Genomic DNA, 26,209 nt, shown 5'->3' with positions numbered 1-26,209 from the left:
GTTATTGTCTCTTTCTTCTATTGCCAACGACCATGAAAACGTTTTCTACTTATGGTCAAAAAAATCCCCGAGCAAGATAGGGGATGGTCGAATGACCCGAACATTCTACAATGCCGACATAAAAAGATAACGACTCAGGTTTGCTAGCCACTTCACAACTTGGGCATGGCAGACCGGTTGACAACAGGGGGATGGTTTCGACAGATACTTCCTGGCCAGCCCCTTGGTCGATGTAACAGGAGCTCTACGTGCACACCGTATTTTATGTTTCAGATGGCACCGCCATCACCGCCGAAGTGTTCGGCCACGCGGTACTGAGCCAGTTTCCACTGGCCTTCGAACAGATCACCATCCCCTTCGTGGAGAGCCGTGAAAAGGCGCGGCAGGTGCGGATGCGGATCGATGAACAGTTTCGCCAGACCGGGGTGCGCCCCATCCTGTTTCACACCATCATCGATCCCCAGGTGCGCGAGGAGGTACTGAAAGCCGAAGCAAGCAGTCACGACTTTCTCAACACCTTCGTCAGCCCGCTGGAGCAGGAGCTGGGGGTGAAGGCCGAGCCCCGCCCCCATCGCACCCACGGCATGGAGAACCGCAAGCTCTATGACGATCGCATCGAGGCGGTCAACTTCGCACTGGCCAACGACGATGGCATCACCACCAAAGAGTACGACGAGGCGGACATCATCCTGATCGGGGTCTCCCGCTGCGGCAAAACCCCCACCAGCCTCTATCTGGCGCTGCAGTTCGGCATTCGCGCCGCCAACTACCCCTTTATCGAGCAGGACATGGGTGGGCTGGAACTGCCAACGCCCCTCAAGGCCAACCGTCACAAACTGTTTGGTCTCACCATAGCGCCGCAGCGGCTGCACGAGATCCGCAACCAGCGCCGCGCCAATAGCCGCTACGCCTCGCTGGAGCAGTGCGAGCAGGAGTTGGCCAGCGTGGAGCGGCTGTTTCGTCAGGAGGCGATCCGTTTTCTCGATACCAGCTCCCACTCAGTCGAGGAGATCAGCGCCAAAATCCTCGAGGCAACCGGCCTGCGTCGCCAGCTCTGTTAAGCCAGCTTGACAGCAAATAAGCCACGCCAGATGCAAAGAGGGGAGAAGCCATCAAGCCTCTCCCCCTCTGTTTCTGGTTATTACCCCATGGCCGCCGTGATAAAAAGCCGTCCGGGATTGCCTAACGATTGAGTTCGGGATTGTTCAGCAAACGGGCATAAAAGGGCAGCAGGCCGTGGCGCCTGCGGATCCGCTCGGCCAGCAAACAACCAGCCAGCGCCCCCACCACACCTCCAGCCAGCAGAAGCAACGGCCAGTGGTGCAACAACCCCTCATCACCCAGTACAAACCAGCCCCCCATCATGGCCGTCATCCCGACCAGCAGCAGCGGACTGGCGGCTATCAGCAGCCAGATCGTCACCAGCAATCCGCTGGCAACCCAGCGCTGCAACAGTGTTACCTCGTCACGAGTATGTCGCTGCTCACCCTGTTGCCTCTCCATCATCAGCCCTCTCCTCCCGGTCAAACACCCAGAAATCAAAACAACTCAACAAATGTCAACAAAACACAATTCGATTGATTGAATTTCAAGCAAAACCTATCTCATCACCTGAAAATCTAATGAAAAAGCTGGTTTGCGACCAAAACACCACCACTTGGCGCGGAAAACAGGTGCATTTATGGCGAATTATCACTATTCTGCTTCCGTTGCCAGTCCAGATTAAAAATTGAAAATGACATGGCGTAACGAAATAAATACAGATTTCGTCAGGTTTTGGCTACGCATCGCGATGCTGCTCAGGAAGAGCCCAACACCGGCAAGAGACAACAGAGATAGGTAAAGGACAGATCCATGGATTTGAAACAAGACGGTGAAGAGCTGAAACGCGGCCTCAAAAACCGCCACATTCAGTTAATTGCGTTAGGCGGTGCCATCGGTACCGGCCTCTTTCTGGGGATTGCCCAGACCATCAAGATGGCAGGCCCCTCCGTACTGCTGGGTTATGCCATCGGCGGCTTTATCGCCTTCCTGATCATGCGCCAGCTCGGTGAAATGGTGGTGGAAGAGCCGGTAGCCGGCTCCTTCAGCCACTTTGCCTACAAATACTGGGGTGAGTTTGCCGGTTTCGCGTCCGGCTGGAACTACTGGGTGCTCTACGTGCTGGTGAGCATGGCCGAGCTGACTGCGGTGGGTATCTACGTCCAATACTGGTGGCCCGAGATCCCGACCTGGATGTCGGCAGCCTTCTTCTTCGTGCTGATCAACACCATCAACCTCTCCAACGTCAAAGCGTTTGGCGAGATGGAGTTCTGGTTCGCCATCATCAAGGTGGTCGCCATCATCGGCATGATCGGCTTTGGCGGCTATCTGCTCATCTCCGGTGCCGGCGGCCCCGATGCGAGCGTGACCAACCTGTGGGCTCAGGGTGGCTTCTTCCCCAACGGCATCAGCGGTCTGGTGATGGCGATGGCGGTGATCATGTTCTCCTTCGGTGGTCTGGAGCTGGTCGGTATTACCGCCGCCGAAGCTGACAACCCCGAAAAGAGCATCCCCAAGGCCACCAATCAGGTGATCTACAGGATCCTGATCTTCTACATCGGCGCCCTGGCCATCCTGATGTCCCTCTACCCCTGGGGTAAAGTGGTCGAAGGCGGCAGCCCGTTTGTGATGATCTTCCACGCACTGGATAGCGATCTGGTCGCCACCGTGCTCAACATTGTGGTGCTGACGGCAGCGCTGTCGGTCTACAACAGCTGCGTCTACTGCAACAGCCGCATGCTGTTCGGTCTGGCCAAACAGGGTAACGGCCCGAAAGTGCTGCTCAAGACCAACAAGAGCGGTGTACCGCTGGTTGCCCTCTCGGTCTCTGCCATCGCCACCCTGCTCTGCGTACTGATCAACTACCTGATGCCGGGCAAGGCCTTTGGTCTGCTGATGGCACTGGTGGTCTCCGCACTGGTGATCAACTGGGCGATGATCAGCCTCGCGCATCTGAAGTTCCGCAAGGCCAAGGTCGCGGAAGGTATCCAGCCCAAGTTCAAGGCGTTCTGGTATCCCTTCGGCAACTACCTCTGCCTCGCGTTCATGGCTGGCATCCTGGTGATCATGTACATGACCCCCGATTTCCGCATCTCGGTCGAACTGATCCCTGCCTGGCTGGTCGTGCTAGGCATCGGCTTCGTCATCAAGCGCAAGGGACAGGCTCAAACCAAGACAGCCGTCAATCTGGGTTGATAACCGGGCTTCTCAATACCAAAAACGCCGATCATCTGATCGGCGTTTTTTCATTCCTGCGATGGGCTTACTGCTAACCAACTGGTGCCTTGGTGGGTAACGGCACTTCACGTGAAGGACTGTTTACGCAGCACTCCTCCTGGAAAAAGGCGATGATCTCTTCCAGTACTGCATATTGGGAGACGCAAAGCAGGGTGCGGCTCTCGCGGTTCTGCTTCACCAGCCCGACCGAGACCAGTGCCGCAATATGATGGCTGAGAGTTGATCCCGGGATCTCCAGCTGCTTTTGCAGCTCACCCACCGGCAACCCCTGCTCCCCCGCCTTGACCAGGTGCTTGAAGATAAACAGACGGGTTGGATGACCCAGCTCCTTCAACGCCTTGGCAACCTCTTCCAGCTCCATTCTCATTCCCCTGCGACACCATAATATTTCGATAATACCAGAAATATCTTGACCATCACATCATTTCGAATATTTTAGAAATATAGTTTTAACCAAGCGAGTATCATGATGAACCACTGGTTACCGATGCTGACTGATGCATCCCGTATGTTTCTGTTCCTGACTTTTGAGCTTTCCATCCTGTTTCTGGTCATCAGTGCAGGGGTCAGTCTGCTGCGGCAAAAGATCCCCGATGAAAAGATCCAGCGCCTGTTGGGGGCACGCAAAGGGAGAGGCTACTTGCTCTCGGCACTGCTCGGCGCCGTTACTCCTTTTTGCAGTTGCTCCACCATCCCCATGCTGAGAGGATTGCTCTCCGCCAAAGCCGGCTTTGGCCCGACCATCACCTTTCTTTTCATCTCCCCGCTCTTGAACCCCATCATCGTCGGCTTGATGTGGGCCACCTTCGGCTGGAAAGTGACACTGCTCTACGCAGTGATTGCCGCCAGCGTCTCCATGCTGGCCAGCCTGCTGCTCGACAAGATGGGGTTCGAACGGCATGTCATTGATGCCAAAGAGGCAATCTCCGGCAGTTGCACCACCGGTTGCAAACCCGGCACCAAGAGATCCTCTCCGGCGCAAACCGCCTGCTGCACAACCAACGCAAGTCCCATCAAGGCCATGCGGCCGATGGCAAGCGCCACCTGCTGTAGTACCTCAGCTCTGAGTGCAGAGGTGCCCCACCCTCTCGTGCTGCCCGGATACCGCTACGACCCAGGTTGCTACAGAAATGCTGCCTGCCCAGTTGCGCAAGGCAGGTGCCGATGCCCGGCAGCAGTTTCGCGATGTACTGCCCTTCCTGCTGCTTGGCGTACTCATCGGCTCTTTCATATATGGCTTTATTCCGGCCGAGTGGATCGCCGCCCATGCCGGCGCCGACAACCCGCTGGCCATCCCCTTCAGCGCTATCGTCGGGATCCCGCTCTATATTCGTGCCGAGGCGGTCATTCCTCTCGCTTCCGTGCTGCTTGGCAAAGGAATGGGGGTGGGCGCCGTAATGGCCCTTATCATCGGCAGCGCCGGCGCCAGCCTGACCGAAGTGATCTTGCTTAGATCCATGTTCAAAGCCCCGATGATAGCGGCCTTCCTGACCGTCATCCTCGGCATGGCAGTCCTGATGGGCTACCTCACGCAACTGTTGTTCTAACAACGCCCTATCCCTCTAAATGCAAAACGCCGATCAGATGATCGGCGTTTTTCAAACAGGTCAGAAGAGCGATGCAGAGCTGCGCGGCAAGAGAAGTGCTGGCAACTCTACGGCAGTATCAACTCTTCACCATTCCACGCCCCATACCATCGGGGTCAGGCAGTCATGCTCGGCGGCATTCGTTGCTGGCGACTCTGTGCACAAAATTCAGATAACGCGGTGCAATACGACGCAAAAAGCTCCATATGGCAACAACAAATCTATTATGTAACAACATAATAAGAGTAATGTATCTGTCATACTCACATGGGACATTCCCATCCAGTTACCGGAGCCTGAACATGGACAGCAGAGCGCTTCACACCCAAGATAACGAGGTGGAACTGACCGATGATACCCAGCTGGTATCCACCACGGATCTCAAGGGGGACATCACCTATGCCAACCCGGCGTTTTGCCAGGTGGCAGGGTACCGCCTCGAAGAGATGATCGGCCAGCACCATAATCTGGTTCGCCATCCCGATATGCCCAAGGCGGCCTTTGCCGATCTCTGGGCCCATCTGCAAGCTGGGAAACCATGGCGCGGACTGGTCAAGAATCGTTGCAAGGATGGCCGCTACTACTGGGTTGACGCCTATGTCACCCCTATCTACGAGGGGGGCCAGATCTCGGGTTACCAGTCGGTTCGCTGTCGTCCCGCCCCGGAGCACAAGGCTCGGGCCGATAAAATGTACAAGGTGCTCAGAGCTAGAGAGAGCGGCTCAGCCATCCGCTTTGGCCAGAATCTGCTGACGCCGACCATGTTCAGCATTCCGTTGTTGCTGGTTTGCGCCGCCATGGCTCTCTGGCTACTCCCCCCCATCCAGGCCTTGCTGGTCATCGCTCCTCTGCTGGCCGTGCTCTGGCTAAACCGCCACCCGCTCTTTCTGACACCAAGATACCTGCAGCGGCTCGAGCAGGATTACGACAGCATCAGCCGTCTAATCTTCTCGGGCGATGCCCCCCATAGCATCGCCGATTTCCATATCAAACTCGGGCAAGCTAGGATCCGTACCGTGCTCGGCCGGGTTGACGATGCAACGGGCTCGCTCAACAGCATGGCCAACGATCTGCAAGGTTCAGCCTCGCTGGCCAGTAAGGATATCTCCTCGCAGGATACCCAGATCCAGCAGATAGCCACGGCCGTGACCCAGATGGCCTCAGCGGCAGAGGAGATCAATCGCAATATTCAGGACAGCAACCAGCAGATTGAAGAGGCTCGCCACCACTGCACCACCACCAACAAGCAGCTCTGCGAGGCGGGAGAGGAGATCGCGACATTGGCAACCCAGGCAGAGCAGGCATTCCAGTCAGCCGTCGAGCTGGCCAGCGAGTCGGAGCGGATCGGCAGCATCATGACTGAAATTCGCGGCATTGCGGATCAGACCAACCTGCTGGCCCTCAATGCTTCCATTGAAGCGGCACGAGCGGGCGAACAGGGGCGCGGTTTTGCCGTAGTCGCCGATGAGGTGCGCAACCTGTCTACCCGTACCCACAAGGCTACCGAGCAGATCCAGAGCAGCATCGGCCACATCCAGCACACGCTGGGGGGATGGAAAGAGATGATGCACCTCAATGTGACTCGCACCAACGCCTGTCTTGCCACTACCCGGGCAAGTACCGGCAACCTGAATCAGGTCGTAGTCGAGATCGACAAGGTCTCGGATTTTTCCAACCAGATTTCCGCCGCGGCCACCCAACAGCAAGCGGTCATCGAAGAGATCAGCCGCAATATCAACCTGATCTCCTCGCTCTCCCACGACAACAGCCTCAAGATCGACAAGGTGAGCGAGACCAGCGCCAGCCTGCTGAACAAGGCAAGCCAGCTCAAAGATTTGAGTCGCACTTTCGGCTAGCGGCCAGCCCTCCCATAGCAAACAGGGCCACCCGTTTGGGTGGCCCTGTTGTTTATAGGTTTACTCCGGACACGCCCTTACTTGGCGTAATCCTCGGTCGGGATGCAGGCGCAGAACAGGTTTCGATCACCGTACACATCGTCGATACGGTTGACTGACGGCCACAGTTTGGCAGCGCGCACGGCCTCCGACGGGAAGACCGCCTCGGCGCGGCTGTAGCCACGGGACCACTCTGCATCCATCACGTCATCCTGGGTGTGCGGCGCATTGACCAGCGGGTTGTCGGTGAGACTCCACTGCCCCTCCTGCACCTTGGCAATCTCGGCGCGGATGGAAGTCATCGCCTCGACGAAGCGGTCCAGCTCGCGCTTGGATTCCGACTCGGTCGGTTCGACCATCAGGGTGCCAGCTACCGGGAAGCTCATGGTCGGCGCGTGGAAGCCGTAGTCCATCAGCCGCTTGGCCACGTCCATCTCGCTGATGCCGGAAGCCTCCTTGAGCGGACGGATATCCAGAATGCACTCGTGAGCTACCCGACCGTTGCGCCCGGAATAGAGCACCGGGAAGGAGTCACCCAGCTTCTTGGCCAGATAGTTGGCATTGAGGATGGCCACCTGAGTGGCTCTCTTCAGTCCTTCGTCACCCAGCATGGCGATGTACATCCAGCTGATGGGCAGGATGCTGGCCGAACCGAACGGTGCAGCCGACACGGCGCCGTTGTTGCGGCTCTCCTTGTCGGTCTTGACTACGGCGTGACCGGCCACGAACGGTGCCAGATGTTTCTTCACGCCGATGGGGCCCATGCCCGGGCCGCCACCGCCATGAGGAATGGCGAAGGTCTTGTGCAGGTTGAGGTGAGATACGTCCGCCCCGATAAAGCCCGGCGCCGTCAACCCGACTTGCGCGTTCATGTTGGCGCCGTCCAGATAGACCTGACCACCGTGCTGGTGAACGATGTCGCACACCTCCTTGATGGTCTCCTCATACACCCCGTGGGTGGAGGGGTAGGTCACCATCAGACAGGAGAGTTGATCCCCCGCCTCGGCCGCCTTGGCGCGCAGATCGTCGAGATCCACGTTGCCCGACTTGTCACAGGCGGTGACGATTACCTTGAGCCCCGCCATCTGGGCAGAGGCCGGGTTGGTACCATGTGCAGAAGCCGGAATGAGACAGATGTCGCGATGCCCCTCACCGCGGGACTCGTGGTACTTCTTGATGGCCAAGAGACCAGCGTACTCGCCCTGAGCCCCGGAGTTGGGCTGCATGCAGACCGCATCGTAACCGGTCACCTTCACCAGCCAGTTTTCGAGGTCGGCCAGCAGCAGCTGGTAGCCCTTGGCCTGCGCCAGCGGGGCAAACGGGTGCAGTTTGCCGAACTCGGGCCAGGTCACCGGGATCATCTCGGCGGTGGCGTTGAGCTTCATGGTGCAGGAGCCCAAGGAGATCATGGCGTAGTTGAGCGCCAGATCCTTGGCTTCGAGACGGTGGATATAACGCAGCATCTCGGTTTCGGAGTGGTACTTGTTGAACACCTCGTGGGTCAGCACGGCGTCGGTGCGCAGCAGATCCTGCGGGATAGCGTGATGAGCCTGAGCCGCCTTGTCGAGAGCCTCGATATCAAGCCCGTGACCTTGACCGAGGAAGAGCTCAAACAGCTCGGCCACATCAGCGCGGGTGGTGGTTTCAGAGAGGGACACCCCTACCGCGCCGTCGAGATCCGCGCGCAGGTTGATGCCCAGCCCCTCGGCCTTGGCGATCAGCTCTGATTTGCCCGTGGTCAGCACGGTCAGGGTATCAAACCAGCTGGCATGCTTGAGGGCGACCCCCTTGGCCTTGAGGCCAAGCGCCAGAATGGTAGTGAGGCGATGCACGCGGGAGGCGATGGTTTTCAGCCCCACCGGGCCGTGATAGACGGCGTAGAAGCTCGCCATGTTGGCCAGCAGCACCTGAGCGGTACAGATGTTGGAGTTGGCTTTCTCGCGGCGAATATGCTGCTCGCGGGTCTGCATCGCCATGCGCAGCGCGGCCTTGCCGCGGGCATCTTTGGAGACACCGATGATACGGCCCGGCATGGAACGTTTGTAGGCATCGCGGGTGGCGAAGAAGGCGGCATGGGGACCACCGTAGCCCATGGGCACGCCAAAACGCTGGGCGGAGCCCAACACCACATCGGCCCCCAGCTCGCCCGGGGATTTGAGCAGCAGCAGGGAGAGCAGATCGGCGCTGACGCAGGCCAGCCCTTTCTGGGCCTGTACTGCTGTAATCAGGGCACGCAGATCTTTCACCTCACCGGTGGTGGTGGGGTACTGGAACAGGGCACCGAACACCTCTTCGCTCACCGCATCGCTCGCGGCGCCGACCGCCACGTCGAAACCGAAGTGAACCGCGCGCTCCTTGACCACGTCGATCACCTGCGGGTGAACGTCGTCGGCCACGAAGAAGAGGTTGGATTTGGACTTGGCCATCCGCTTGGCCAGCGCCATCGCCTCGGCGGCGGCGGTCGCTTCATCCAGCAGGGAGGCGCTCGCCAGATCCATGCCGGTGAGATCAAGCGTCAGCTGCTGGAAGTTGAGCAGGGCTTCGAGACGGCCCTGTGCCAGCTCGGGCTGGTACGGGGTGTAGGCGGTATACCAGCCCGGGTTTTCCAGCACGTTGCGCAAAATGACGTGGGGCACATGGGTATCGTGATAACCCATGCCGATATAGCTCTTGGCAATCTTGTTCTGGGCGGCATAGCCCCTGAGTTTGGCCAGCGCCTCCACTTCGGTCATGCCGGCACCGATGCCGAGCGGGCCCGGCAGGCGAATGGCGGCGGGCACGGTCTGGGCAATCAGATCGTCCAGACTCTCGGCCCCGACGGTCGCCAGCAGCTGGCGCAGCTCTTCCTCGCCCGGGCCGATATGGCGGCGGACAAAATCGTGTTTTTGTTCGAGTTCAAACAGTGACTGGGTCATTTCCCTGATTCCTGATAAATAGGTCCTGCTAATAAATCCTGTATAGACAGTGCTGATAGCCAGCCGTGCCGGCTTCACTCATGTTCGCTATGCCGTTGTCAGAACAAAGCGGCACCGGATGCTCGCGGGCATCCCGGGGGTCACCCTGTAAACAGACCTCAAGCCGTGCCTGAGGATCGAATATGGGCCACTTCACCCGCCTGCAGACCCGGGGCCTGCAGCCATACAAATGGGCCCCGCACTCGCAGGGCCCAAGGGCATTACTCTTCGTCTACCACGTTCTGGTAGCCTTCGGCATCCAGCAGGTTGGCCAGTTCACCTGCGTCATCCAGCTTGATGCGATAGAGCCAGCCTGCGCCGTAGGGGTCGGAGTTGACCAGCTCGGGGCTCCCTTCCAGCTCTTCGTTGACGGCAATGATCTCGCCGCTCACCGGGCTGTAGATGTCGGAGGCAGCCTTGACCGACTCGGCCACGGCGCAGTCGTCACCGGCGCTCACCTGCTTGCCCACTTCCGGCAGCTCGACAAACACCATGTCACCCAGCAGCTCCTGGGCGTGCTCGGTGATGCCGACCACGGCCTCACCGTTGCCTTCGACACGGATCCACTCGTGGGAAGTGGCATATTTCAGTTCGCTCGGGATATGGCTCATCTCTGTTTCCTTTGATCTTTGAGTCGGGTTGAAACGCTCATTGCTAAATCGGGCAGGCGGACGCCTGCCCGCCTGCAAATGTAAGAGGGTTATGCCAGCTTCTGGCCGTTACGGACGAAAGCGGGCTTGGTGACCTTCACGGTGACCAGCTTTTTGCGGATCTCCACCTCGGCCTGCTCGCCGATATCGCGGGGCACCCGCGCCAGCGCGATGCTGTAGCCGAGGGTGGGCGAGAAGGAGCCGGAGGTGATCACACCTTCCCGCTTCTCACCGTTTGCCGCAGTGAAAGTGACCGGCATGCCGGCACGCAGCACCCCTTTCTCCTCCATCACCAGCCCCACCAGCTTGGGCTGGTTGCCCGATGCTTTCTGCGCTTCCAGCGCAGCGCGGCCGATAAAGTTGCGATCAGTCGGCTCCCAGGCGATGGTCCAGGCCATGTTGGCGGCGAGCGGAGAGATTGACTCGTCCATATCCTGACCGTAGAGGTTCATGCCCGCTTCGAGGCGCAGGGTATCGCGGGCACCGAGACCACACGGGGCGACGCCGTTATCCAGCAGTGCCTGCCACAGCTCGCAGGCTTTCTCTTGCGGCACCACGATTTCATAACCATCCTCGCCGGTGTAGCCGGTGGTGGCGATAAAGAGATCGCCAGCCTGCACGCCGAAGAAGGGCTTCATCCCCACCACGGCAGTGCGCTGGGCTGCACTCAGCACGGTAGCCACCTTGAGCTTGGCGTTGGGCCCCTGCACCGCGATCATTGCAAGCTCGGGACGCTCGGTCACGGTGACATCGAAATCGATGGCGTGATGGCGGATCCAGGCCAGGTCCTTCTCGCGGGTGGCAGAGTTGACTACGAGTCGGTAGAAGGTATCGGTCAGGTAATAGGTGATGAGGTCATCGATCACCCCGCCTTCCGGGTTGAGCATGCCGCTGTAGAGGGCCTTGCCGGAGACGGTGAGTTTGGCCACGTCGTTGGCCAGCAGGTGTTGCAGAAAGGCTTTGACCTGTTCGCCGGTCAAATCGACGATGGTCATGTGGGAGACATCGAACATGCCGGCATCGCTGCGCACCGCGTGGTGCTCTTCCAGCTGGGAGCCGTAGTTGATGGGCATCTCCCAACCGTGGAAGTCCACCATCTTGGCGCCGGCTTCCAGGTGTTTGGGATGCAGTACTGTAGTCTGGATCATCGCATTCTTTCCTTAGCAAAAAGCCTTTTCGCTTCAGCGACAGCCCTTGCGATCCGCATCTTCACCCCGGCAGCGCTGCGCCGCAGCGGGAACACTATCGGATCACAGGGTGTGGCTCGCTCCTGCCCTTGCCAGGCAAGAGGGATTCCTTGAACGGAGCGGATTATATGACAAGCCGTCGAGCGTGCCGCTCAAAAAAAACTAATCCCCTCCCCGTAAACTGACTCAAGACACTAAGATAAATGGCGCGATAAAAACAGCCTCAAGCGGCCATAGCCGAGATTAAATTTTGATTTTTACCGTTTCGTCACAATTTGCAGAAAAACGTTTCGCCACACACCAAAATTAAAGGCTGATGCCCAAAATGGGGCATCAGCCTTGTCGGATTACTTTTGTTGCCAAAAGCGGCCAGTAATATTAGTTTTTTTCACCTTTTAGCCGGGTAGGTGCAGGCGTAACAGACGCCACAATCCCGTCAAGACGGGCCAGTGCCGGCAGTTCACCCTCCAGCCCCATGGCCGCACGGATCACTCCCTCCTTGAACGGAGTCAGCAGGTTGGCCGCGCGCAATCCCACGCCCCGCACCAGCTTCTTGAGCGGGTTGGCACCGCTGAACAGCCGCTTGAGCCCCTCCATCGCCGCCAGCATGCGAGCCGCCTCGCTCTTGCGCCAACGCTCGTAGCTGCGCAGGTTGGCAAGCAGACCGATATCTTCGCCCGTGGCATGGTTTTGCAGGATCTGCTCGGCCAGCGCGGCCGCATCGAGCAGGCCGAGGTTGACCCCCTGCCCTGCCAGCGGGTGGATGGTGTGGGCGGCATCCCCCACCAGCACCAGCCGCTCGCGGGCAAAATCGCGGGCATAGCGGGCGGTGAGCGGAATCGCGCTGCGCGGCCCCTCCACCTTGCACAGACCGAGGCGGGCATCGAAGGCGGTGGTGAGCTGACGGTTGAACTGTTCGTCATCACAGGCGCAGAGCGCTTCGGCGCGTGCCGCAGGCAACGACCAGACGATGGAGCAGAGGTTCTCCTGCCACAGGGGCAAAAAGGCGAGCGGGCCATCCGGGGTGAAGATCTGGCGTGCCACCGCCTCGTGGGGCTCGGCACAGCGCACCGTTGCCACCAGCGCGTGGTGACCATAATCCCAGCTGGTGAGCGGAATATCGGCCTGACGGCGCACCCAAGAGTGGGCGCCATCGGCAGCCACCACCAGCTTGGCCGAGATGGCCTGACCATCTTCAAGGAGCAGCAGGGCACCCGCCGGGCCGCTCTGCAGGCTCTTGGCTCTGGCGGGGGTCAGCAACTGGATATTGCTGGCATCGGCAATAGCATCAAGCAGCGCCAGCTGGATCACCCGGTTCTCGACGATATGACCAAGCGAGGGCTGGCGCAGGCTGGCCGCATCAAAGTCTATATGGCCAAAGCTGTCCTGCTCCCACACCGCCATCTTGTCGTAGGCCTGCAGGCGGCGCGCTTCAATGCCGTCCCAGGCGCCGACATGGCGCAGGATCTGCTGGCTGGCGAGGCTCAGGGCGCTGACCCGATTGTCGGCCACCTCCCCCAGCTGCGGGTCGGGTAGTTGCCCCTCGACCACCACCACCTTGAGGGCGCTCTCCTTGAGGGCAGCGGCAAGCCCGAGGCCCACCATGCCACCACCGACAATCACCACATCGACACTTTGCATCTGCATCATCTCATCCTTTCATGGCTGGCCATCGGCCAGCAGAGGGAGGCGCATGGCCTCCCCTCGTGCAACTGTTGAACTCTTTGCTGGGCTCTTTGTTGAACTCTTGCGATTTATTGCCGCCGATTATTGCTACAGAGATCGGCAACGAATCCCAGAGTTCGTGCAGCGAGCGGCGCCTTGAGACAAGGCAGGCGCCCCATCAGGGAGAGCGCCAGATTGCGGCCCGCCACCAGCGGATCGTGGCTGTTGGAGAAGAGCTGAGCCAGCGAGGAGGTGAGCCAGACCGTCTGCTCCTGATCGCGCTGACGCTGCTGCCAGTAACCGCTCAGCACCTTGAAGCTGCCGATATCCTCCCCCTCTGCCAGCGCCTTGGCCACCGCCCCGGTAAGCAGGTCGAGATCCCGCATGCCGAGGTTGAAACCCTGCCCGGCAATGGGGTGCAGGGCATGCGCTGCATTGCCCACCAGCACGGTACGTTGGGCCAGCGGGTAGTCACAGGCAGTCAGGATCAGCGGATAGACGTTGCGCACGCCACATCGCTCGAAGCGACCGAGCCGCCAGCCAAAAGCCTGCTGCAAGCGGGCAAGGAAGGCGGCATCATCGAGCGCCATCAGCTCATCCACCTCGTCCCGTCTAACGCTCCACACCAGCGAAGAGAGGCCGCCCTGCATCGGCAACAGCGCCAGCGGCCCGCTCTCGGTAAAGCGCTCGAATGCACGGCCAGCCGGATCCTGCCGGGTTTTAACGGTGGCGATGATGGCGCTCTGCTCATAGTCGTGACGGCTCACCGGCAGCTTTAACTGGTGGCGCACGAAGGAGTTGCCCCCGTCTGCCGCCACCAGCAGGCGGGTATCAATCTGCTCACCACTCTCGAGGGTAAGAGTCACCCCCTCCTCCCGCGGCGCGACCTCGCGCAATTTGGCCGGACAGATCACCTCGATGTGCGAAATGGCGGCCATCACCCGCTGCAACTCACTGCCCGCCGCAGCCAACTCGATCACCTGACCGAGCGCAGGCAGCCCATACTCCGCCGCCGAGAGGCGAGTCTGACCGCTGTGGCCGCGATCCGAGACATGGATCTGGGTAATGGGGGCGCAGTGGGGCGCAAACAGGGGCCAGAGTCCGCGCCGCTCGAGGGCTTCGCAGGTACCGGCCGAGAGCGCAATGGCGCGCGCATCAAAACCGGGGTGAGCAGGGGTTGCGGATGGTTGCGCCTCGGGGGCACTCGCCTCCAGCAGCAGGATGTCGAGGGGCGAGCCGTCCGGCTTGCGCAGGGCCGCCAGCGAGAGGGCCAGCACGGCACCACTCATTCCACCACCGACCAGCGTCACATCGACCTGTCGCACATCAGATTGGGGCATAAGCAGAGAGGGAGAAGTGAAAAACGTGGCCTCATGCTACCACAAAGGCGACCGGCGGATGTGCGCTTGAGGGCAAAAAAGCGGTTATGGCTCACAGGGTTAGCCAGAATATGGCCGACAAAAAGAGCGCCTGTTGGCGCTCTTGCAAAAGGAGGCTGACTTGCCTGCAACAATCTATCAGTGCAGGGTCGGCGGCGCGCTCGGGGTATCGGGGCGCTTGCCAAACTCTTCGAAGGCCATCATGACCCCCAGTTTGACGTGTTCGTAGAGCACCAGGAAGGAGGCTTCGTTCTCGTCATCTTCCTGATCGAACTCAGCAGAGACCTGAGTGATGCTGGCGATATCCTGGATCATCTCCTGCAGCTCTTCCGACGCACGCGACAGCTCCTGCTGCACTACACCGAAACCGGCCAGAAACGCCTGGGACCAGTCCACCAGCGCATCGATCCGCTCATCGAGGGGGGCATCATCGCTTGGCAACAACAGTTCAACCCCTTTTTGAGCCATCAGGCTCTCGACTACATTGTGATAAAGATCGGTCATCACCTGGCGCACCGGGGCCGGCAAACCGAAACCGTCGTTCACCAAATCGTTGAAATGGGGAACCCAGCTCTTCTCATCCAGTGCCACACCACCACACACCAGACCGCAGATCACACCATGGGCCTCGACTGCACTGGCCATCAGCTCATGCTGCTCCATGATGTCGGCCACAGCCGCATATTTAAGGGGGTTTGTTTTGCTCATAGAGGATCCGCTCAAAGTTCAGGCAAATTTGCAGAATTAATGGTCAGGATCCTAGCATTCTCCCTCTTCCAGAGCCAGCAAGGCCTTGAAACTTATGTATCTGCGCTATATAGTCCCGCCCAGTTGTCCACGTGGATAAAGGCGGAAATCAGCTCCGCCGTATTGAGGAAGGCATGAGCACAGAGGCCGTAGAAATCGTCATTTTGGGACGTCCCTACAAGGTATCCTGTCCCCTGGGACAGCAGGATGCCCTGCGCCAGGCCGCCGACCAGCTGACCGATAAACTGATCGACCTGCGTCAACGCTCCAAAGTCTCCAGCAACGAGCAATTGGCGGTCATGGCGGCGCTTAATTTCTGCCATGAGCTCTGTCTTGAAAAAGAGAAGAACCACCAATACTCTGAGACCATGGACAAGCGGATCAAGATGCTGCAGCGCACTATCGAAGCGGCCTTGATTGAACACGGTCAATATGGCGATTCCAGCGAAGAGGGGCAGCAGCCCTAATCGCAAACTGTTTTGAAATACCCTGGGGTGTTTGTCAGCCGGTTCAAGTCCCCGAGCCGATATTCATACCAAACAGGGGTTCTGCCTTCTGGCTATTGCGCATGCTCGGCACGACCGAGAAGCCTGCGGTCAGATCCGAACCCCGCCTTGAACCGACGGTTCAAGGGCCCAAACCGGCAACGGCATCTCCGGGGTTCCAACTGCAAAAAGCCCGTCACTCATGTGACGGGCTTTTTCTTTTCCTGCTTTTCCCCCCCCCTGCCCCGCACACCAGAAAAATACCCCGGATGAACAGTTCATCCGGGGCATCACTGCATTCACTGTGCAGGCTGTGTTGGCGCAGCCTGCCGCGTTATTCCGTTTATTTGACCAGCAACAGGTTCTCCGGCTGGCGGGAGGCAGTCACCAGCACCGGAATGGACTTGGAAGTGGGGGTAAACGACCCAGCCCCGATACTGTCGATAGGCACCAGTGGGTTTGTCTCCGGATAGTAGGCCGCGATGTTGCCACGCGGGATCTGGTAGATCACCACCACAAAACCGGTCACGCAGCGCTCGCGCCCATCATTGCAGATGGTCGCCATGTCGACCCGATCCCCTTCGGCAAAGCCAAGCTGGCGTGCATCCGCCTCGTTCATGAACACCACGTTGCGCTGGCCCTTGATGCCGCGATAACGGTCATCCATGCCATAGATGGTGGTGTTGTACTGATCGTGAGAGCGCAGGCTCTGCAGCAGCAGTACCGGCTGATCCGCCATCTGCTCGGCATGGCGGGTACACTCTGGCAACACAGAGTGCGGCAGGGTACTGGCACGAAACTCAGCGCTGCCGCTGGCGGTATTCCAGGTCAGCAGCGCTGCGGAGTTATCGAGATGAAAACCGCACGGCTGCTGGATGCGGGTATTGAAATCGGCAAAGCCGGCGATGGTCTGCTCGATAAGATCGCGAATACGAGCATAGTCATCGCGCAGAGCCAGCCAGTCGACCCGCTCGCTGCCCACAGTGGCATGAGCCATCCGCGCCACTATGTCGGTCTCGGAGAGGCAGAGGGGCGACACCGGCTCGGCTGCGCCGGTCGAGGCGTGCACCATGCTGAAGGTGTCCTCCACCGTGATCTTCTGGTTGCCCGTGCGCTGGATATCGAGCTCGGTGCGGCCAAGACAGGGCAGGATCAGTGCCGCCTTGCTCACCTGCAGATGGCTGCGGTTGAGCTTGGTGCTGATCTGCACGTTGAGCTCGGCCTTTTTCATCGCCCCGTAGGTGAAGTCGGTATCGGGCGCCGCTGCCGCCAGGTTGCCGCCCAGGCAGATGAGTACCTTGCTCTTGCCCTCGTGCAACGCCTTGAGCGCCTCATAGACATTGTGGCCACGGGCCCGCGGCAGGCTCACCTGCAGGTGACGCTCGAGCCGGTCGATAAAGGCAGCGGTCGGCTTTTCGTTGATACCCATGGTGCGGTTGCCCTGCACGTTGCTGTGGCCCCGAACCGGACAGAGTCCCGCTCCCGGCTTGCCAATCTGGCCGCGCATCAGGTGCAGGTTGACGATTTCACGGATGGTATCGACCGAGTGCAGATGCTGGGTCACCCCCATGGCCCAGCAGCTGATGATGCGCTGGCTGGCGGCAAATACCCGGGCGGCCTGAACGATGTCGGCCCGGGTCAGGCCGGATTGCTGCTCGATCATGGCCCAGTCGGTGGCACGCACCTGCGCCTCGTACTCGGCAAAGTGGCGGGTGTGGCGGGCGATGAAATCGCGATCCACCGCCTCCGGCGCCTCCTCCAGGATGTACTTGGCCATGCCGCGGATGGCGGCCATGTCGCCACCCAGTTTCGGCGTCAGGTATTGGTGGCTGATGGTGGTGGCCGCCGGGGTCAGCAGCTCGAGCGGGCTCTGCGGGCTGGCAAAGCGCTCCAGCGCCACCTCTTTCAAGTTGTTGAAGCTGACGATCTTGCAGCCGCCGCGCGCTGCCTGACGCAGGGCATTCATCATGCGCGGGTGGTTGGTACCCGGATTCTGACCATAGACGAACACCGCATCGGCCTGGTCGAAGTCATCCAGCACCACAGTCCCCTTGCCGATGCCGACCGACTGGATCAGCGCTACCCCGCTCGCCTCGTGGCACATGTTGGAGCAGTCGGGGAAGTTGTTGGTACCAAACAGGCGACCAAACAGCTGATAGAGGTAGGAAGCTTCGTTGCTGGCACGCCCCGAGGTGTAGAACTCCACCTCGTCCGGGCTATTGAGCCCCTTGAGGGTGTCGGCGATCAGGGTGAAGGAGTCGTCCCAGCTTACCGGCTCATAGTGATCGGTCGCCGGGTTGTAGCGCATCGGCTCGGTCAGCCGCCCCTGATACTCAAGCCAGTAGTCGCTCTGGGTGGCCAGCTGGCGCACCGAGTGGGCGGCGAAAAACTCGGCCCCCACCGTCTTGCCGGTAGACTCCCATGCCACCGCCTTGGCGCCGTTCTCACAAAACTGGAAGGTGCCGTGGTCGTTGTCACCCCAGGCACACCCCGGGCAGTCGAAACCGTCGGTCTGGTTGACCCGCAGCAGGTTCTTGATGTTCTGACGGGTCTTCTGGCTGCGCAGCACCTGTTTCATGGTGGATTGCAGGGACGAAAAACCGCCGGCTTTGGCGGGCTTTTCAATATGACTCATGGCACTCTCCGATGGGATCCGCCGGGCGATAGCTCGAATAGCTGACCGGGGCATCAAACTTGGGAATATGAACGACGTTGAGGTTGTATTTGAGGGCCAGCCTGACCGCCAGCTGGCTGGGCGATGCCAGACAGATAAGATGACGGGCACCAAAGCGGACGGCTTTTTGCACCAGCTCGCTACCGCAACGGCTGGTCACCACCAGGGTGTCGCACGCACCTTGCTGACGCAGCAGCAGGCCGATCAGCTTGTCGAGGGCATTGTGGCGCCCGATATCTTCCCGGCAGTGGAGGATCCGCCCCTCGGCATCCAGCGCCAGCGCCGCATGCAGGGCGCCGTGTTGCTGTCCCTTGAGCTGCCACTGGGCGATCTGCGGGCGCAGCCCCGCCAGCAAGGCCCCATCCAGCGGCGGCGTCAGTGGCAATACCGGCAGTGCGGGCAGCGCCTGCTCCACCGCCGCTACGCCGCAGATGCCGCAGCCGGTCACCCCGGTCAGCCGGCGCTTGTGCTCGGTCAGAGCGGCCAGAGAGCGGTTGGCGATGGTCACATCCAGCACAATACCCTGTTCGGCTGGCGCGATCTCAATGTCGTGGACTTCGTGGTTATGCCGGATGATCCCCTCGCCAAACAGAAAGCCGACGGCAAAATCGTCGAGATCGTCCGGGGTCGCCATCATCACCGCATGGTTGATGCCATTGATGTTGATGGCGACGGCTACCTCCTCCACCAGATGATCCAGTGACGGCAAGTTGGCGGGGGTTGCGACGGGAGAATGGGCAGGCATGCAGGTTGGCCTAAAAATGCAAACTGCATTCAAGTTTAGAGAGGCGACTGACGCAAAACCAATGAAATAAATCTATATCCTGATAGAGTTGCTCTATCGAATATGTTTTTTCAATTGATTAATTCTTCAATAGCCGGTTCCACTGCCTCCACTACAACCAGATGAACATCAAGCAACTTCACTACTTTCACGAGCTGGCCAAACATCGGCATTTTGCCAAAGCGGCCAAAGCCTGCCACATCACCCAACCCACCCTCTCGGCCAGCATTACCGCGCTGGAAAAGAGTGTCGGCACCGATCTGGTGGTACGCACCAGCCAGTTTGTCGCCCTGACCGAGGCGGGTGAGCTGGTGCGCCAGTATGCCGAACGGATGTTGCTGGAACAGGAGGCGCTCAAGCAGGAGCTGGCGCTGTTCCAGGGCGAACTCTCCGGCACCCTGCGCATCGGCATCGTGCCCCAGTCCAATCTCGACATCATGCCGTTTATCGCCCGCTGCAAGCAGCGCTATCCCGACATCGTCATTCGCCTGTCGGTGCTCAGCAACGAAGCCCTGCTCTCACAACTGGAGCTGCATCAGTGCGATATCGGACTGGGATTTGATGAGCCCGCCGGCGGAGTTGGCCGGCGCGCCTTTCATGTCTACCCGCAAGGCGCCAACCAGATGGCGGTGCTGATGAACCGTGACGAAGCGGATCTGTACCCGCACAGCGGCGACATTGCGCTTGCTGAACTGCAGCAACAGCCGTTGGTGCTGCCCAGCCGCACCATGCAATTTCGTCAGTATCTGGATCGCGCCGCCGAGCAGGGGGGAACCTCGCTCAACGTGGTACTGGAGACCGACTCGCTGTTCCATCTGGTCAGCGCCGTACGCCACCGGCTGGGCTGGGCCATCGTCAGCGCCGGCCTCGCCCGCTCTGCCAGCAAGCTCTCGGATCTTGTCTGCTTGCCACTCGCTCCGCTGGAGAATATCGGCCATACCGCCTTTCTGACCCGCCAGCAGAGCATCACCCCCGCCATGCGTGCCTTTCTTGAACTGGTGGCTGAAGGTGAACCGGCAAACGTGCCTTGACGCAGGCCGAGCAGTAGAGCGCATTCGGTTCTGACAAAGAAAAAGCCCGCCAGAAGGCGGGCTTTCAGAGAGCAAGCGCGAGCATCAAATCGCCATCTGCTCGTGCGGCGAGCCGTGGTGGCGCAGCCAGACAAAACTCAGCGCCACGATCAGCACCATCAGGGTCATGATGGCCCCCAGAGTCACCTGCCCGGTCATCGGGAAACCGGCCGCCAGCAGGGTCACCACACCGGCTCCCAGATTCTGCATCCCGCCGAGAATGGCACCCGCGGTGCCGGCCTGCCCCGGGAAGGGCTCGATGGCACAGGAAGTGGCGGTCGGGTAGAGAATACCGCTACCGATGAAGTAGACGGCCGCACCACCGACCAGCGAGGCGGCACTCACCACCCCGAACAGCCCCGGTACCAGAATGATGAGGGAGCCGAGCGCCAGAAAGGCGATGCCAAGACGCATCAGTTTGCCCTGAGTCAAACGGAAGCTCAGCTTGGCAGAGAGCCAGGCACCGAACAGATAGCCGGGCAGCGGCAGCACGAACAACACGCTCACGGTACGGGCGCTCAGTTTCAGCACATCGCCCAGCAGCACACCGGCCGCCGCTTCAAATACCGCGAGTCCCGCAAAGGTCGCCATCAGGCAGAGCAGGTTGCCCTGAAACTTGGGGTTGCCCAGCACATGGCGATAGGCAGCACCGACGCGCAGCGGTTGACGGGCAGCAGCAGGCAGCGTCTCACCAAACCAGGCCATGATCGCCAGGGTGGCTACGGCACCAAAACCGAACAGGAACCAGTAACCGGCACGCCAGTTGAACAGCTCGGTCAGCCAGCCGCCCAGCACCGGTGCCAGCAGCGGGGAGAAGATCACCCCCATGCTCACCAGACTGTTGGCGCGGTTGAGCTCGGCGCCATTGTAGCGATCGCGCATCACGGTACGGCTCATGGCGCCACCGGCACCGGTGCCCAGCCCCTGAACAAAGCTGCCCACCAGCAGGGCGGCGAAATGGGGGATGACCTGAATGATCAGGGTGCCCACCAGAAACACCATCATGCCGACGATCAGCACCGGACGACGACCGATGCGATCCGACAGCGGCCCGTAGACAAACTGGGAGAGGCCATAGGGGATCAGGTAACAGGCCATCACCGCCTGCAACTGGCCCGAGGCCACATTGAAGTCCCCCGCCATCATGGGAATGGAGGGGACATAGAGGGTCTGGGTCATCTGGCCCACAGCGACCATCAGAATGGTCAGTAAAAACAACGGATAAAAACTGTGCCGATCCATATCAGTCCCAAAAAATCGAAAAAATGCTGCCGCCCTCTGGCACAAAATGGCCCAGAGGAATCTGATCACAGAGGCTGTGATGCAATCAAAAACAGTGTTGGAAACAGTAGGCGGGGAGCCCGCCAGACCACCGCACAGGACGCTTGGTGGTATGGGGGCATCATAGTGATTCAGCTCACAGAAAACGAACGAATCTTTATAATCGGCTTGCCTTAGTTTTTCTAATATTACGGGGCGATACGCCCCGTCAGCAGTTCAAAATCAACGTGTTACCATCTGTTGTGCCTGCTTGATAAGCTCATCCGGCTGCTCTTTGCGCGGCGGTATGGTGATCCCCTTCTGGCAGGCAGGCTTCTCGGCCATCCGATCCATCCAGGCTTGCAGATGGGGTAACCCCTCGATGGAGATGCCGCTCCAGTCATAAATCCGCACCCAGGGCCAGGTGGCGATATCGGCGATGCTGTACTCGTCCGCCAGATATTCGTGATGGGCCAGATGGTTGTCGAGCACCTCGAACAGGCGACGCCCCTCTTTCTGATAGCGTTCGATGGCGGCGGGGATCTTCTCGGGGAAGTAGCGATAGAAGACGTTGGCCTGCCCCATCATCGGCCCTACCCCGCCCATCTGGAACATCAACCACTGAATGGCCTGAGAGCGGCGTTTGGGATCCGCCGGCAACAATTTGCCCGTTTTCTCCGCCAGATAGATAAGGATGGCCCCCGACTCGAATACGGCAAAATCGCCGTTATCCCGATCGACGATGGCTGGAATGCGACCGTTGGGGTTGATGGCGAGAAACTCGGGCTTCTTCTGATCCAGTGCCGAGAGATCGAGAGGAATGACCCGATAAGGCAATCCCAGCTCTTCCAGTGCAATGGCCACCTTGAAGCCATTGGGTGTTGCGGCGGTATAAAAGTCGATCATCCTTCACTCCTTGCTGATGTAATCACACTCAAGAGTGAGCATCCTGATGCCCCCTCTTTCACCAAACATGGTTTTACCATAAAGAGTGCGGCGCGCTATCTGTCAGTGATGACAGATAGCGCGCCGCTTGCATAACTTGCCGGGGAAATCAGTTCAAGACGACGGCCGACTTGCGCTGACGCAGCAGGATAAGACGAGAGAGCAGCGGGAAGTAGGATTCCAGCTTGCGCAGCAGCACCCGGCTACACGAGGGGTCTGCCAGTTCTGACTCCTCCAGCACGATGCCGTTGGAGACAAAGTAGAAACGGGGGTCACGCACATCGGGGCCGCAGATGGTGAGATCCTTGTCCCCCTTGCGGATCAACAGCGGCAGTACCGGCAATCCGATGGCATCATCTTCGCCACGGATAAACCCGGCATCCTGCCAGGGGGTATCGCCATCGATCAGCAGGATCGCCGCTTCGGCCTTGGCCGGTTGCCACTCGGTCAGTGGCGTCACGCTGATGTGGGCAAAATGGTCACCATACTCAGGTGATGACCGCAAAATGGCCAGCAGACCTTCACTGGCGCCTGACACGTTTTGACTCACTAATGACAAATTCATGGCTCATATCCCTATGCTCATGGCAGCCAGTATCCGGCTGCTGCCATAAGACTAGCGCAGATTAGGGCTATATTGGAGCCGTCAGATCTGGCAGTCGCAATCAATTGGTCGTAGGGGGATAACAGTTGCCATCGCACAAAATACTGGTATCATACCGCGTCCTTTTATCCCCCGTTCTTTAACATCCAGTGGTGAACCTATGCATCCGATGCTGAATATCGCCGTGCGCGCTGCGCGCAACGCCGGTCAAGTTGTAGTAAAAGCCTTCTCCCAGCCCGAGAACATTGAGGCTATCCAAAAAGGCAGCAATGACTTCGTGACCAACGTTGACCGTGAAGCTGAAGCGGCCATCATTCACACCATCAAAAAATCTTACCCGGAACACAGCATCGTCGCTGAAGAGTCTGGTGAGATTGCCGGTACCAATCCGGACTACCAATGGATCATTGACCCACTGGATGGCACGACCAACCTGGTCAAAGGCATTCCGCACTTTGCCGTCTCCATCGCCCTGCGCGTCAAGGGCAAGACTGAACAAGCCGTTGTTTACGATCCGATCCGTGACGAGCTGTTTACTGCTACCCGTGGTAGTGGCGCCCAGCTGAACGGCTACCGCATTCGTGTCGGCAAGGCCAAAGAGCTGGCTGGCACCGTGCTGGCGACCGGTTTCCCGTTCAAGCAGAAGCATCACATCGAGCCTTACCTGAAGATGTTCCAGAGCATGTTCATCGAATGTGCCGACATCCGTCGCTCCGGCTCTGCCGCACTGGATCTGGCCTACGTGGCTGCCGGTCGTGTCGACGGTTTCTGGGAAATCGGCCTGAAACCCTGGGACACCGCTGCCGGTGAGCTGCTGGCAAAAGAAGCTGGCGCCATCGTCACCGACTTCGTTGGTGGCCACAACTACGAAAACTCCGGCAACATCGTGGTTGCCAACCCGCGCGTCCTGAAAGAGATGCTGGGCAAAATCCGCGAAGAGCTGCCGGAGTCTCTGGCCAAATAAGCCAGCCTTCGAGCAGACAGATAAAAAAACCGGCGCAAGCCGGTTTTTTTATTGCTGCGATATCCCCTGTCAGAGCATTCCAACCAACTGCTGATGCTTTTCTTCCCCGTAGCGCACGCCCCAACAGCTCGCCCCGCTCCCCCTCCCCAAAACAGTTCGTCGCCCTTCTCTCGTTAGCACATACGCCTTAACCAACCTTCTTGAATATCACCGCACACAGGCCGGGATAATCATCTGCCCCCCCTGTTTGCCCTGACCTTCATCCTCTTGCGAAGAACCCCAACCATCAGGCCTCGTACCAATAGCCAGATAAAAAAACACCCGGCACATGGCCGGGTGTCGTGAGGGCATGCAAAGCGCCCCGACTTTTATGAATGAAGAGGCTGGCGTACACCAGCCCCTTTATCAGGCGAGGCGGAAGCGACCGATGGTCTGCTTCAGACCCACCGCCAGCTGGCTCAGCTCCAGACAGGCACGGGCAGTATGATCGGCGCCCAGAGCCACCTCGTTGGCGGACTCGTTGATCCGCTCGACGTTGCGGCCCAGCTCGTCGGAGACCGCATCCTGCTCGCCGCAGGCGCTGGCGATCTGGATCGCCATGTCGGCAATCTGGGCGACCGCCTCTTCAATCTGCTGGATGCCGTTGCTGGTCTGCTCGCTCTGATCCACACACTGGCGGATCATCTCGCAGCTCTGGCCAGTCACCTCTTTGGCCTGATTGGCGCGCGCCTGCAGGGTTTCGATGATGGCCACAATCTCGCCGGTCGAGGCCTGGGTACGACCCGCCAGGGTGCGCACCTCGTCGGCCACCACGGCAAAGCCACGGCCTTGCTCGCCGGCACGGGCAGCTTCGATGGCAGCATTGAGGGCCAGCAGATTGGTCTGCTCGGCGATGCCGCGGATCACATCCACAACGACGTTGATCTGGGCGGATTCACGCTCCAGCTCGGTCACCAGCGTACCGGCCTGCTCGATCTCCTCGGCAACCCGGGTGATGGCCACCAGCGAGCGCTGCACATCCTGATTGCCGCTGCGGGCCAGCGCATTGGCAGAGCTGGCAGAGCTGGAGGCAGTTTCGGTATTGCCAGCCACATCGGCCACGGTGGCCTTCATCTGGGTCATGGCGGTCGCCACCAGCGAGATCTCCTGCTGCTGGCTCTGAATGCCCTTGGCAGACTGCTCGGAGACGGCGCTCACCTCCTCGATGGCAGTGCCAAGCTGGGTGACCGCAGCCACCACCTCTTCGATCAGACCGCGCAGGTTGTCCTGCATCTTGAGAGAGGCTTTGGCAAGCATGCCCAGCTCGTCGCGGCCGATATGCTGACGCTCCAGCTGATGGGTCAGATCGCCGGCGGCAATGGCGTTGGCCTGAGCCACCACGGCTTGCAGCGGCAGGCAGATCTGGCGAGTCAGGAACCAGGTCATCACCACCATGAACACCAGCAAGGCACCGATGCTCACCATGGCGAAGGTGGTCACCATGCTCACGCTGCCAAGCAGGCTGCCACGGTTCTCTTTGACGAAACCGAGGTTCACCTGGATCAGCGAGTTGACCGCCTGCTCCAGCGCCCCGAAGAGCGGGTTGGAGGCAAACAGCTGGGTTTTGGCCTGATCATGCTGGCCCTGCACCAGCAGCATATCAAACTCGTTTACCGAACGTTGATAAGTGAGCCACTGTTGTTTGGCTTGGTTAAACACCTGGCGCTCGTTGTCGGCCCCCACAGTCGCCTCGTAGGCACGAAATGCCTCGTCAACCTTGCGAATATTCTCCTGAATGCGGCCACGACGGGCCTGCAGGTCGGCGGCATCATCCACCATCAGCAGGGCAAACTGGGCCCGACGTACATAAGAGACGTCGTAGAGCAGGGTTTCGACCGAGAGCACGCTCGGCAAAGTGGAGTCGGTAAAATTCAGCACCCGATCGCGCACGCCGCGCAATTCGCTGGAGAGAAAAACACCGAAGACAACGTTGACTGCGGCAATGACCGCAAAAACCACGGCAATCTTTTTGCCGATGGAGAGATTCTTGTAAAACATGATTGGCTGTTGATCCTCAACTGCTGACAAGCAGGTAAACAGTA

Annotated in this window: 20 protein-coding genes, 1 other RNA gene and 1 pseudogene; 8 read left to right on the top strand and 14 right to left on the bottom strand. The window is 59.5% G+C overall.

Annotated elements, in window-relative coordinates; genetic code table 11:
• Window positions 1-248 precede the first annotated feature (248 nt).
• Window positions 249-1,061, top strand: a complete 813-nt coding sequence (gene ppsR / locus WE862_RS12540; RefSeq protein WP_033116017.1) for a posphoenolpyruvate synthetase regulatory kinase/phosphorylase PpsR — start codon at window positions 249-251, stop codon at window positions 1,059-1,061.
• A gap of 121 nt (window positions 1,062-1,182) precedes the next feature.
• Here the strand turns inward: ppsR and WE862_RS12535 are convergent, their stop codons facing one another.
• The gene (locus tag WE862_RS12535; protein WP_052448097.1) at window positions 1,183-1,506 is read right to left on the bottom strand and encodes a hypothetical protein; all 324 of its coding nucleotides are present in this window, start codon (window positions 1,504-1,506) and stop codon (window positions 1,183-1,185) included.
• A gap of 348 nt (window positions 1,507-1,854) precedes the next feature.
• On the opposite strand from WE862_RS12535, the gene WE862_RS12530 reads away from it, so the two are divergent.
• Window positions 1,855-3,237 carry an amino acid permease gene (locus WE862_RS12530; RefSeq protein WP_042029988.1) on the top strand — a complete coding sequence of 461 codons (1,383 nt, stop codon included), beginning with the start codon at window positions 1,855-1,857 and terminating at the stop codon, window positions 3,235-3,237.
• Window positions 3,238-3,310: 73 nt separating this feature from the next.
• Here WE862_RS12530 and WE862_RS12525 read toward each other — a convergent pair whose 3' ends face one another.
• The gene (locus WE862_RS12525) at window positions 3,311-3,640 is read right to left on the bottom strand and encodes an ArsR/SmtB family transcription factor (protein WP_042029989.1); all 330 of its coding nucleotides are present in this window, start codon (window positions 3,638-3,640) and stop codon (window positions 3,311-3,313) included.
• Between the two features lie 108 nt (window positions 3,641-3,748).
• On the opposite strand from WE862_RS12525, the pseudogene WE862_RS21370 reads away from it, so the two are divergent.
• A pseudogene (locus WE862_RS21370) lies at window positions 3,749-4,826 on the top strand (permease).
• A 341-nt stretch (window positions 4,827-5,167) separates the two neighbouring features.
• Window positions 5,168-6,721, top strand: coding sequence for a methyl-accepting chemotaxis protein (locus tag WE862_RS12505; protein WP_042029990.1), 1,554 nt, complete (start codon window positions 5,168-5,170; stop codon window positions 6,719-6,721).
• Between the two features lie 77 nt (window positions 6,722-6,798).
• Here WE862_RS12505 and gcvP read toward each other — a convergent pair whose 3' ends face one another.
• From gcvP to WE862_RS12475, 6 genes are all read right to left on the bottom strand, one after another.
• Window positions 6,799-9,675 (bottom strand): aminomethyl-transferring glycine dehydrogenase, encoded by a 2,877-nt coding sequence (gene gcvP, locus WE862_RS12500; protein WP_042029991.1) that lies wholly within the window; start codon window positions 9,673-9,675, stop codon window positions 6,799-6,801.
• A 260-nt stretch (window positions 9,676-9,935) separates the two neighbouring features.
• Complete coding sequence (gcvH, locus tag WE862_RS12495) at window positions 9,936-10,325, bottom strand: glycine cleavage system protein GcvH (RefSeq protein WP_033116021.1); 390 nt, start codon at window positions 10,323-10,325, stop codon at window positions 9,936-9,938.
• A gap of 89 nt (window positions 10,326-10,414) precedes the next feature.
• The gene (gcvT, locus tag WE862_RS12490; protein WP_042029993.1) at window positions 10,415-11,512 is read right to left on the bottom strand and encodes a glycine cleavage system aminomethyltransferase GcvT; all 1,098 of its coding nucleotides are present in this window, start codon (window positions 11,510-11,512) and stop codon (window positions 10,415-10,417) included.
• A 417-nt stretch (window positions 11,513-11,929) separates the two neighbouring features.
• Complete coding sequence (locus WE862_RS12485) at window positions 11,930-13,198, bottom strand: FAD-dependent 2-octaprenylphenol hydroxylase (protein ID WP_042029995.1); 1,269 nt, start codon at window positions 13,196-13,198, stop codon at window positions 11,930-11,932.
• A gap of 107 nt (window positions 13,199-13,305) precedes the next feature.
• Window positions 13,306-14,556 carry a 2-octaprenyl-6-methoxyphenyl hydroxylase gene (gene ubiH, locus WE862_RS12480; RefSeq protein ID WP_042029997.1) on the bottom strand — a complete coding sequence of 417 codons (1,251 nt, stop codon included), beginning with the start codon at window positions 14,554-14,556 and terminating at the stop codon, window positions 13,306-13,308.
• A gap of 177 nt (window positions 14,557-14,733) precedes the next feature.
• Window positions 14,734-15,303: a UPF0149 family protein gene (locus WE862_RS12475; protein WP_033116025.1), complete on the bottom strand. Its 570-nt coding sequence runs from the start codon at window positions 15,301-15,303 to the stop codon at window positions 14,734-14,736.
• 173 nt (window positions 15,304-15,476) lie between these two features.
• Here WE862_RS12475 and zapA point away from each other — a divergent pair, with 173 nt between their 5' ends.
• Together zapA and ssrS are read left to right on the top strand one after the other, a co-directional pair.
• Complete coding sequence (zapA, locus tag WE862_RS12470; protein WP_033116026.1) at window positions 15,477-15,809, top strand: cell division protein ZapA; 333 nt, start codon at window positions 15,477-15,479, stop codon at window positions 15,807-15,809.
• Between the two features lie 16 nt (window positions 15,810-15,825).
• A non-coding RNA gene (gene ssrS / locus WE862_RS12465) (6S RNA) lies at window positions 15,826-16,008 on the top strand.
• 162 nt (window positions 16,009-16,170) lie between these two features.
• Here the strand turns inward: ssrS and WE862_RS12460 are convergent.
• Window positions 16,171-18,462: an FdhF/YdeP family oxidoreductase gene (locus WE862_RS12460; RefSeq protein ID WP_042029998.1), complete on the bottom strand. Its 2,292-nt coding sequence runs from the start codon at window positions 18,460-18,462 to the stop codon at window positions 16,171-16,173.
• Window positions 18,449-19,246 carry a formate dehydrogenase accessory sulfurtransferase FdhD gene (fdhD, locus tag WE862_RS12455; protein WP_042029999.1) on the bottom strand — a complete coding sequence of 266 codons (798 nt, stop codon included), beginning with the start codon at window positions 19,244-19,246 and terminating at the stop codon, window positions 18,449-18,451. The genes WE862_RS12460 and fdhD overlap by 14 nt, the downstream gene beginning before the upstream one ends.
• Before the next feature lie 161 nt (window positions 19,247-19,407).
• Here fdhD and WE862_RS12450 point away from each other — a divergent pair, with 161 nt between their 5' ends.
• Window positions 19,408-20,316 carry a LysR family transcriptional regulator gene (locus WE862_RS12450; protein ID WP_042030000.1) on the top strand — a complete coding sequence of 303 codons (909 nt, stop codon included), beginning with the start codon at window positions 19,408-19,410 and terminating at the stop codon, window positions 20,314-20,316.
• Between the two features lie 84 nt (window positions 20,317-20,400).
• On the opposite strand, the gene emrD is transcribed toward WE862_RS12450, so the two are convergent.
• The 3 genes from emrD to WE862_RS12435 all read right to left on the bottom strand — a co-directional run bounded on the left by emrD (window position 20,401) and on the right by WE862_RS12435 (window position 23,125).
• Window positions 20,401-21,597 (bottom strand): multidrug efflux MFS transporter EmrD, encoded by a 1,197-nt coding sequence (gene emrD, locus WE862_RS12445; protein ID WP_042030002.1) that lies wholly within the window; start codon window positions 21,595-21,597, stop codon window positions 20,401-20,403.
• A gap of 261 nt (window positions 21,598-21,858) precedes the next feature.
• A complete protein-coding gene (locus WE862_RS12440) occupies window positions 21,859-22,521 on the bottom strand; it encodes a glutathione S-transferase family protein (RefSeq protein WP_042030003.1) in 663 nt (220 codons plus the stop codon).
• A gap of 148 nt (window positions 22,522-22,669) precedes the next feature.
• A complete protein-coding gene (locus tag WE862_RS12435) occupies window positions 22,670-23,125 on the bottom strand; it encodes a hypothetical protein (protein WP_042030005.1) in 456 nt (151 codons plus the stop codon).
• A gap of 199 nt (window positions 23,126-23,324) precedes the next feature.
• Between WE862_RS12435 and suhB the strand changes: the two genes are divergently transcribed.
• Window positions 23,325-24,128 carry an inositol-1-monophosphatase gene (gene suhB, locus WE862_RS12430; RefSeq protein WP_021230872.1) on the top strand — a complete coding sequence of 268 codons (804 nt, stop codon included), beginning with the start codon at window positions 23,325-23,327 and terminating at the stop codon, window positions 24,126-24,128.
• Between the two features lie 405 nt (window positions 24,129-24,533).
• On the opposite strand, the gene WE862_RS12425 is transcribed toward suhB, so the two are convergent.
• Entirely contained in the window at window positions 24,534-26,165 is a 1,632-nt protein-coding gene (locus tag WE862_RS12425) for a methyl-accepting chemotaxis protein (protein ID WP_033116033.1), read from the bottom strand.
• Window positions 26,166-26,209 lie beyond the last annotated feature (44 nt).

Source organism: Aeromonas jandaei (assembly GCF_037890695.1).
GTDB classification, from domain to species: Bacteria; Pseudomonadota; Gammaproteobacteria; order Enterobacterales; family Aeromonadaceae; genus Aeromonas; species Aeromonas jandaei.
Note: the sequence above shows the minus strand (reverse complement) of the source record. Positions and strands in the feature narration are given on the sequence as shown.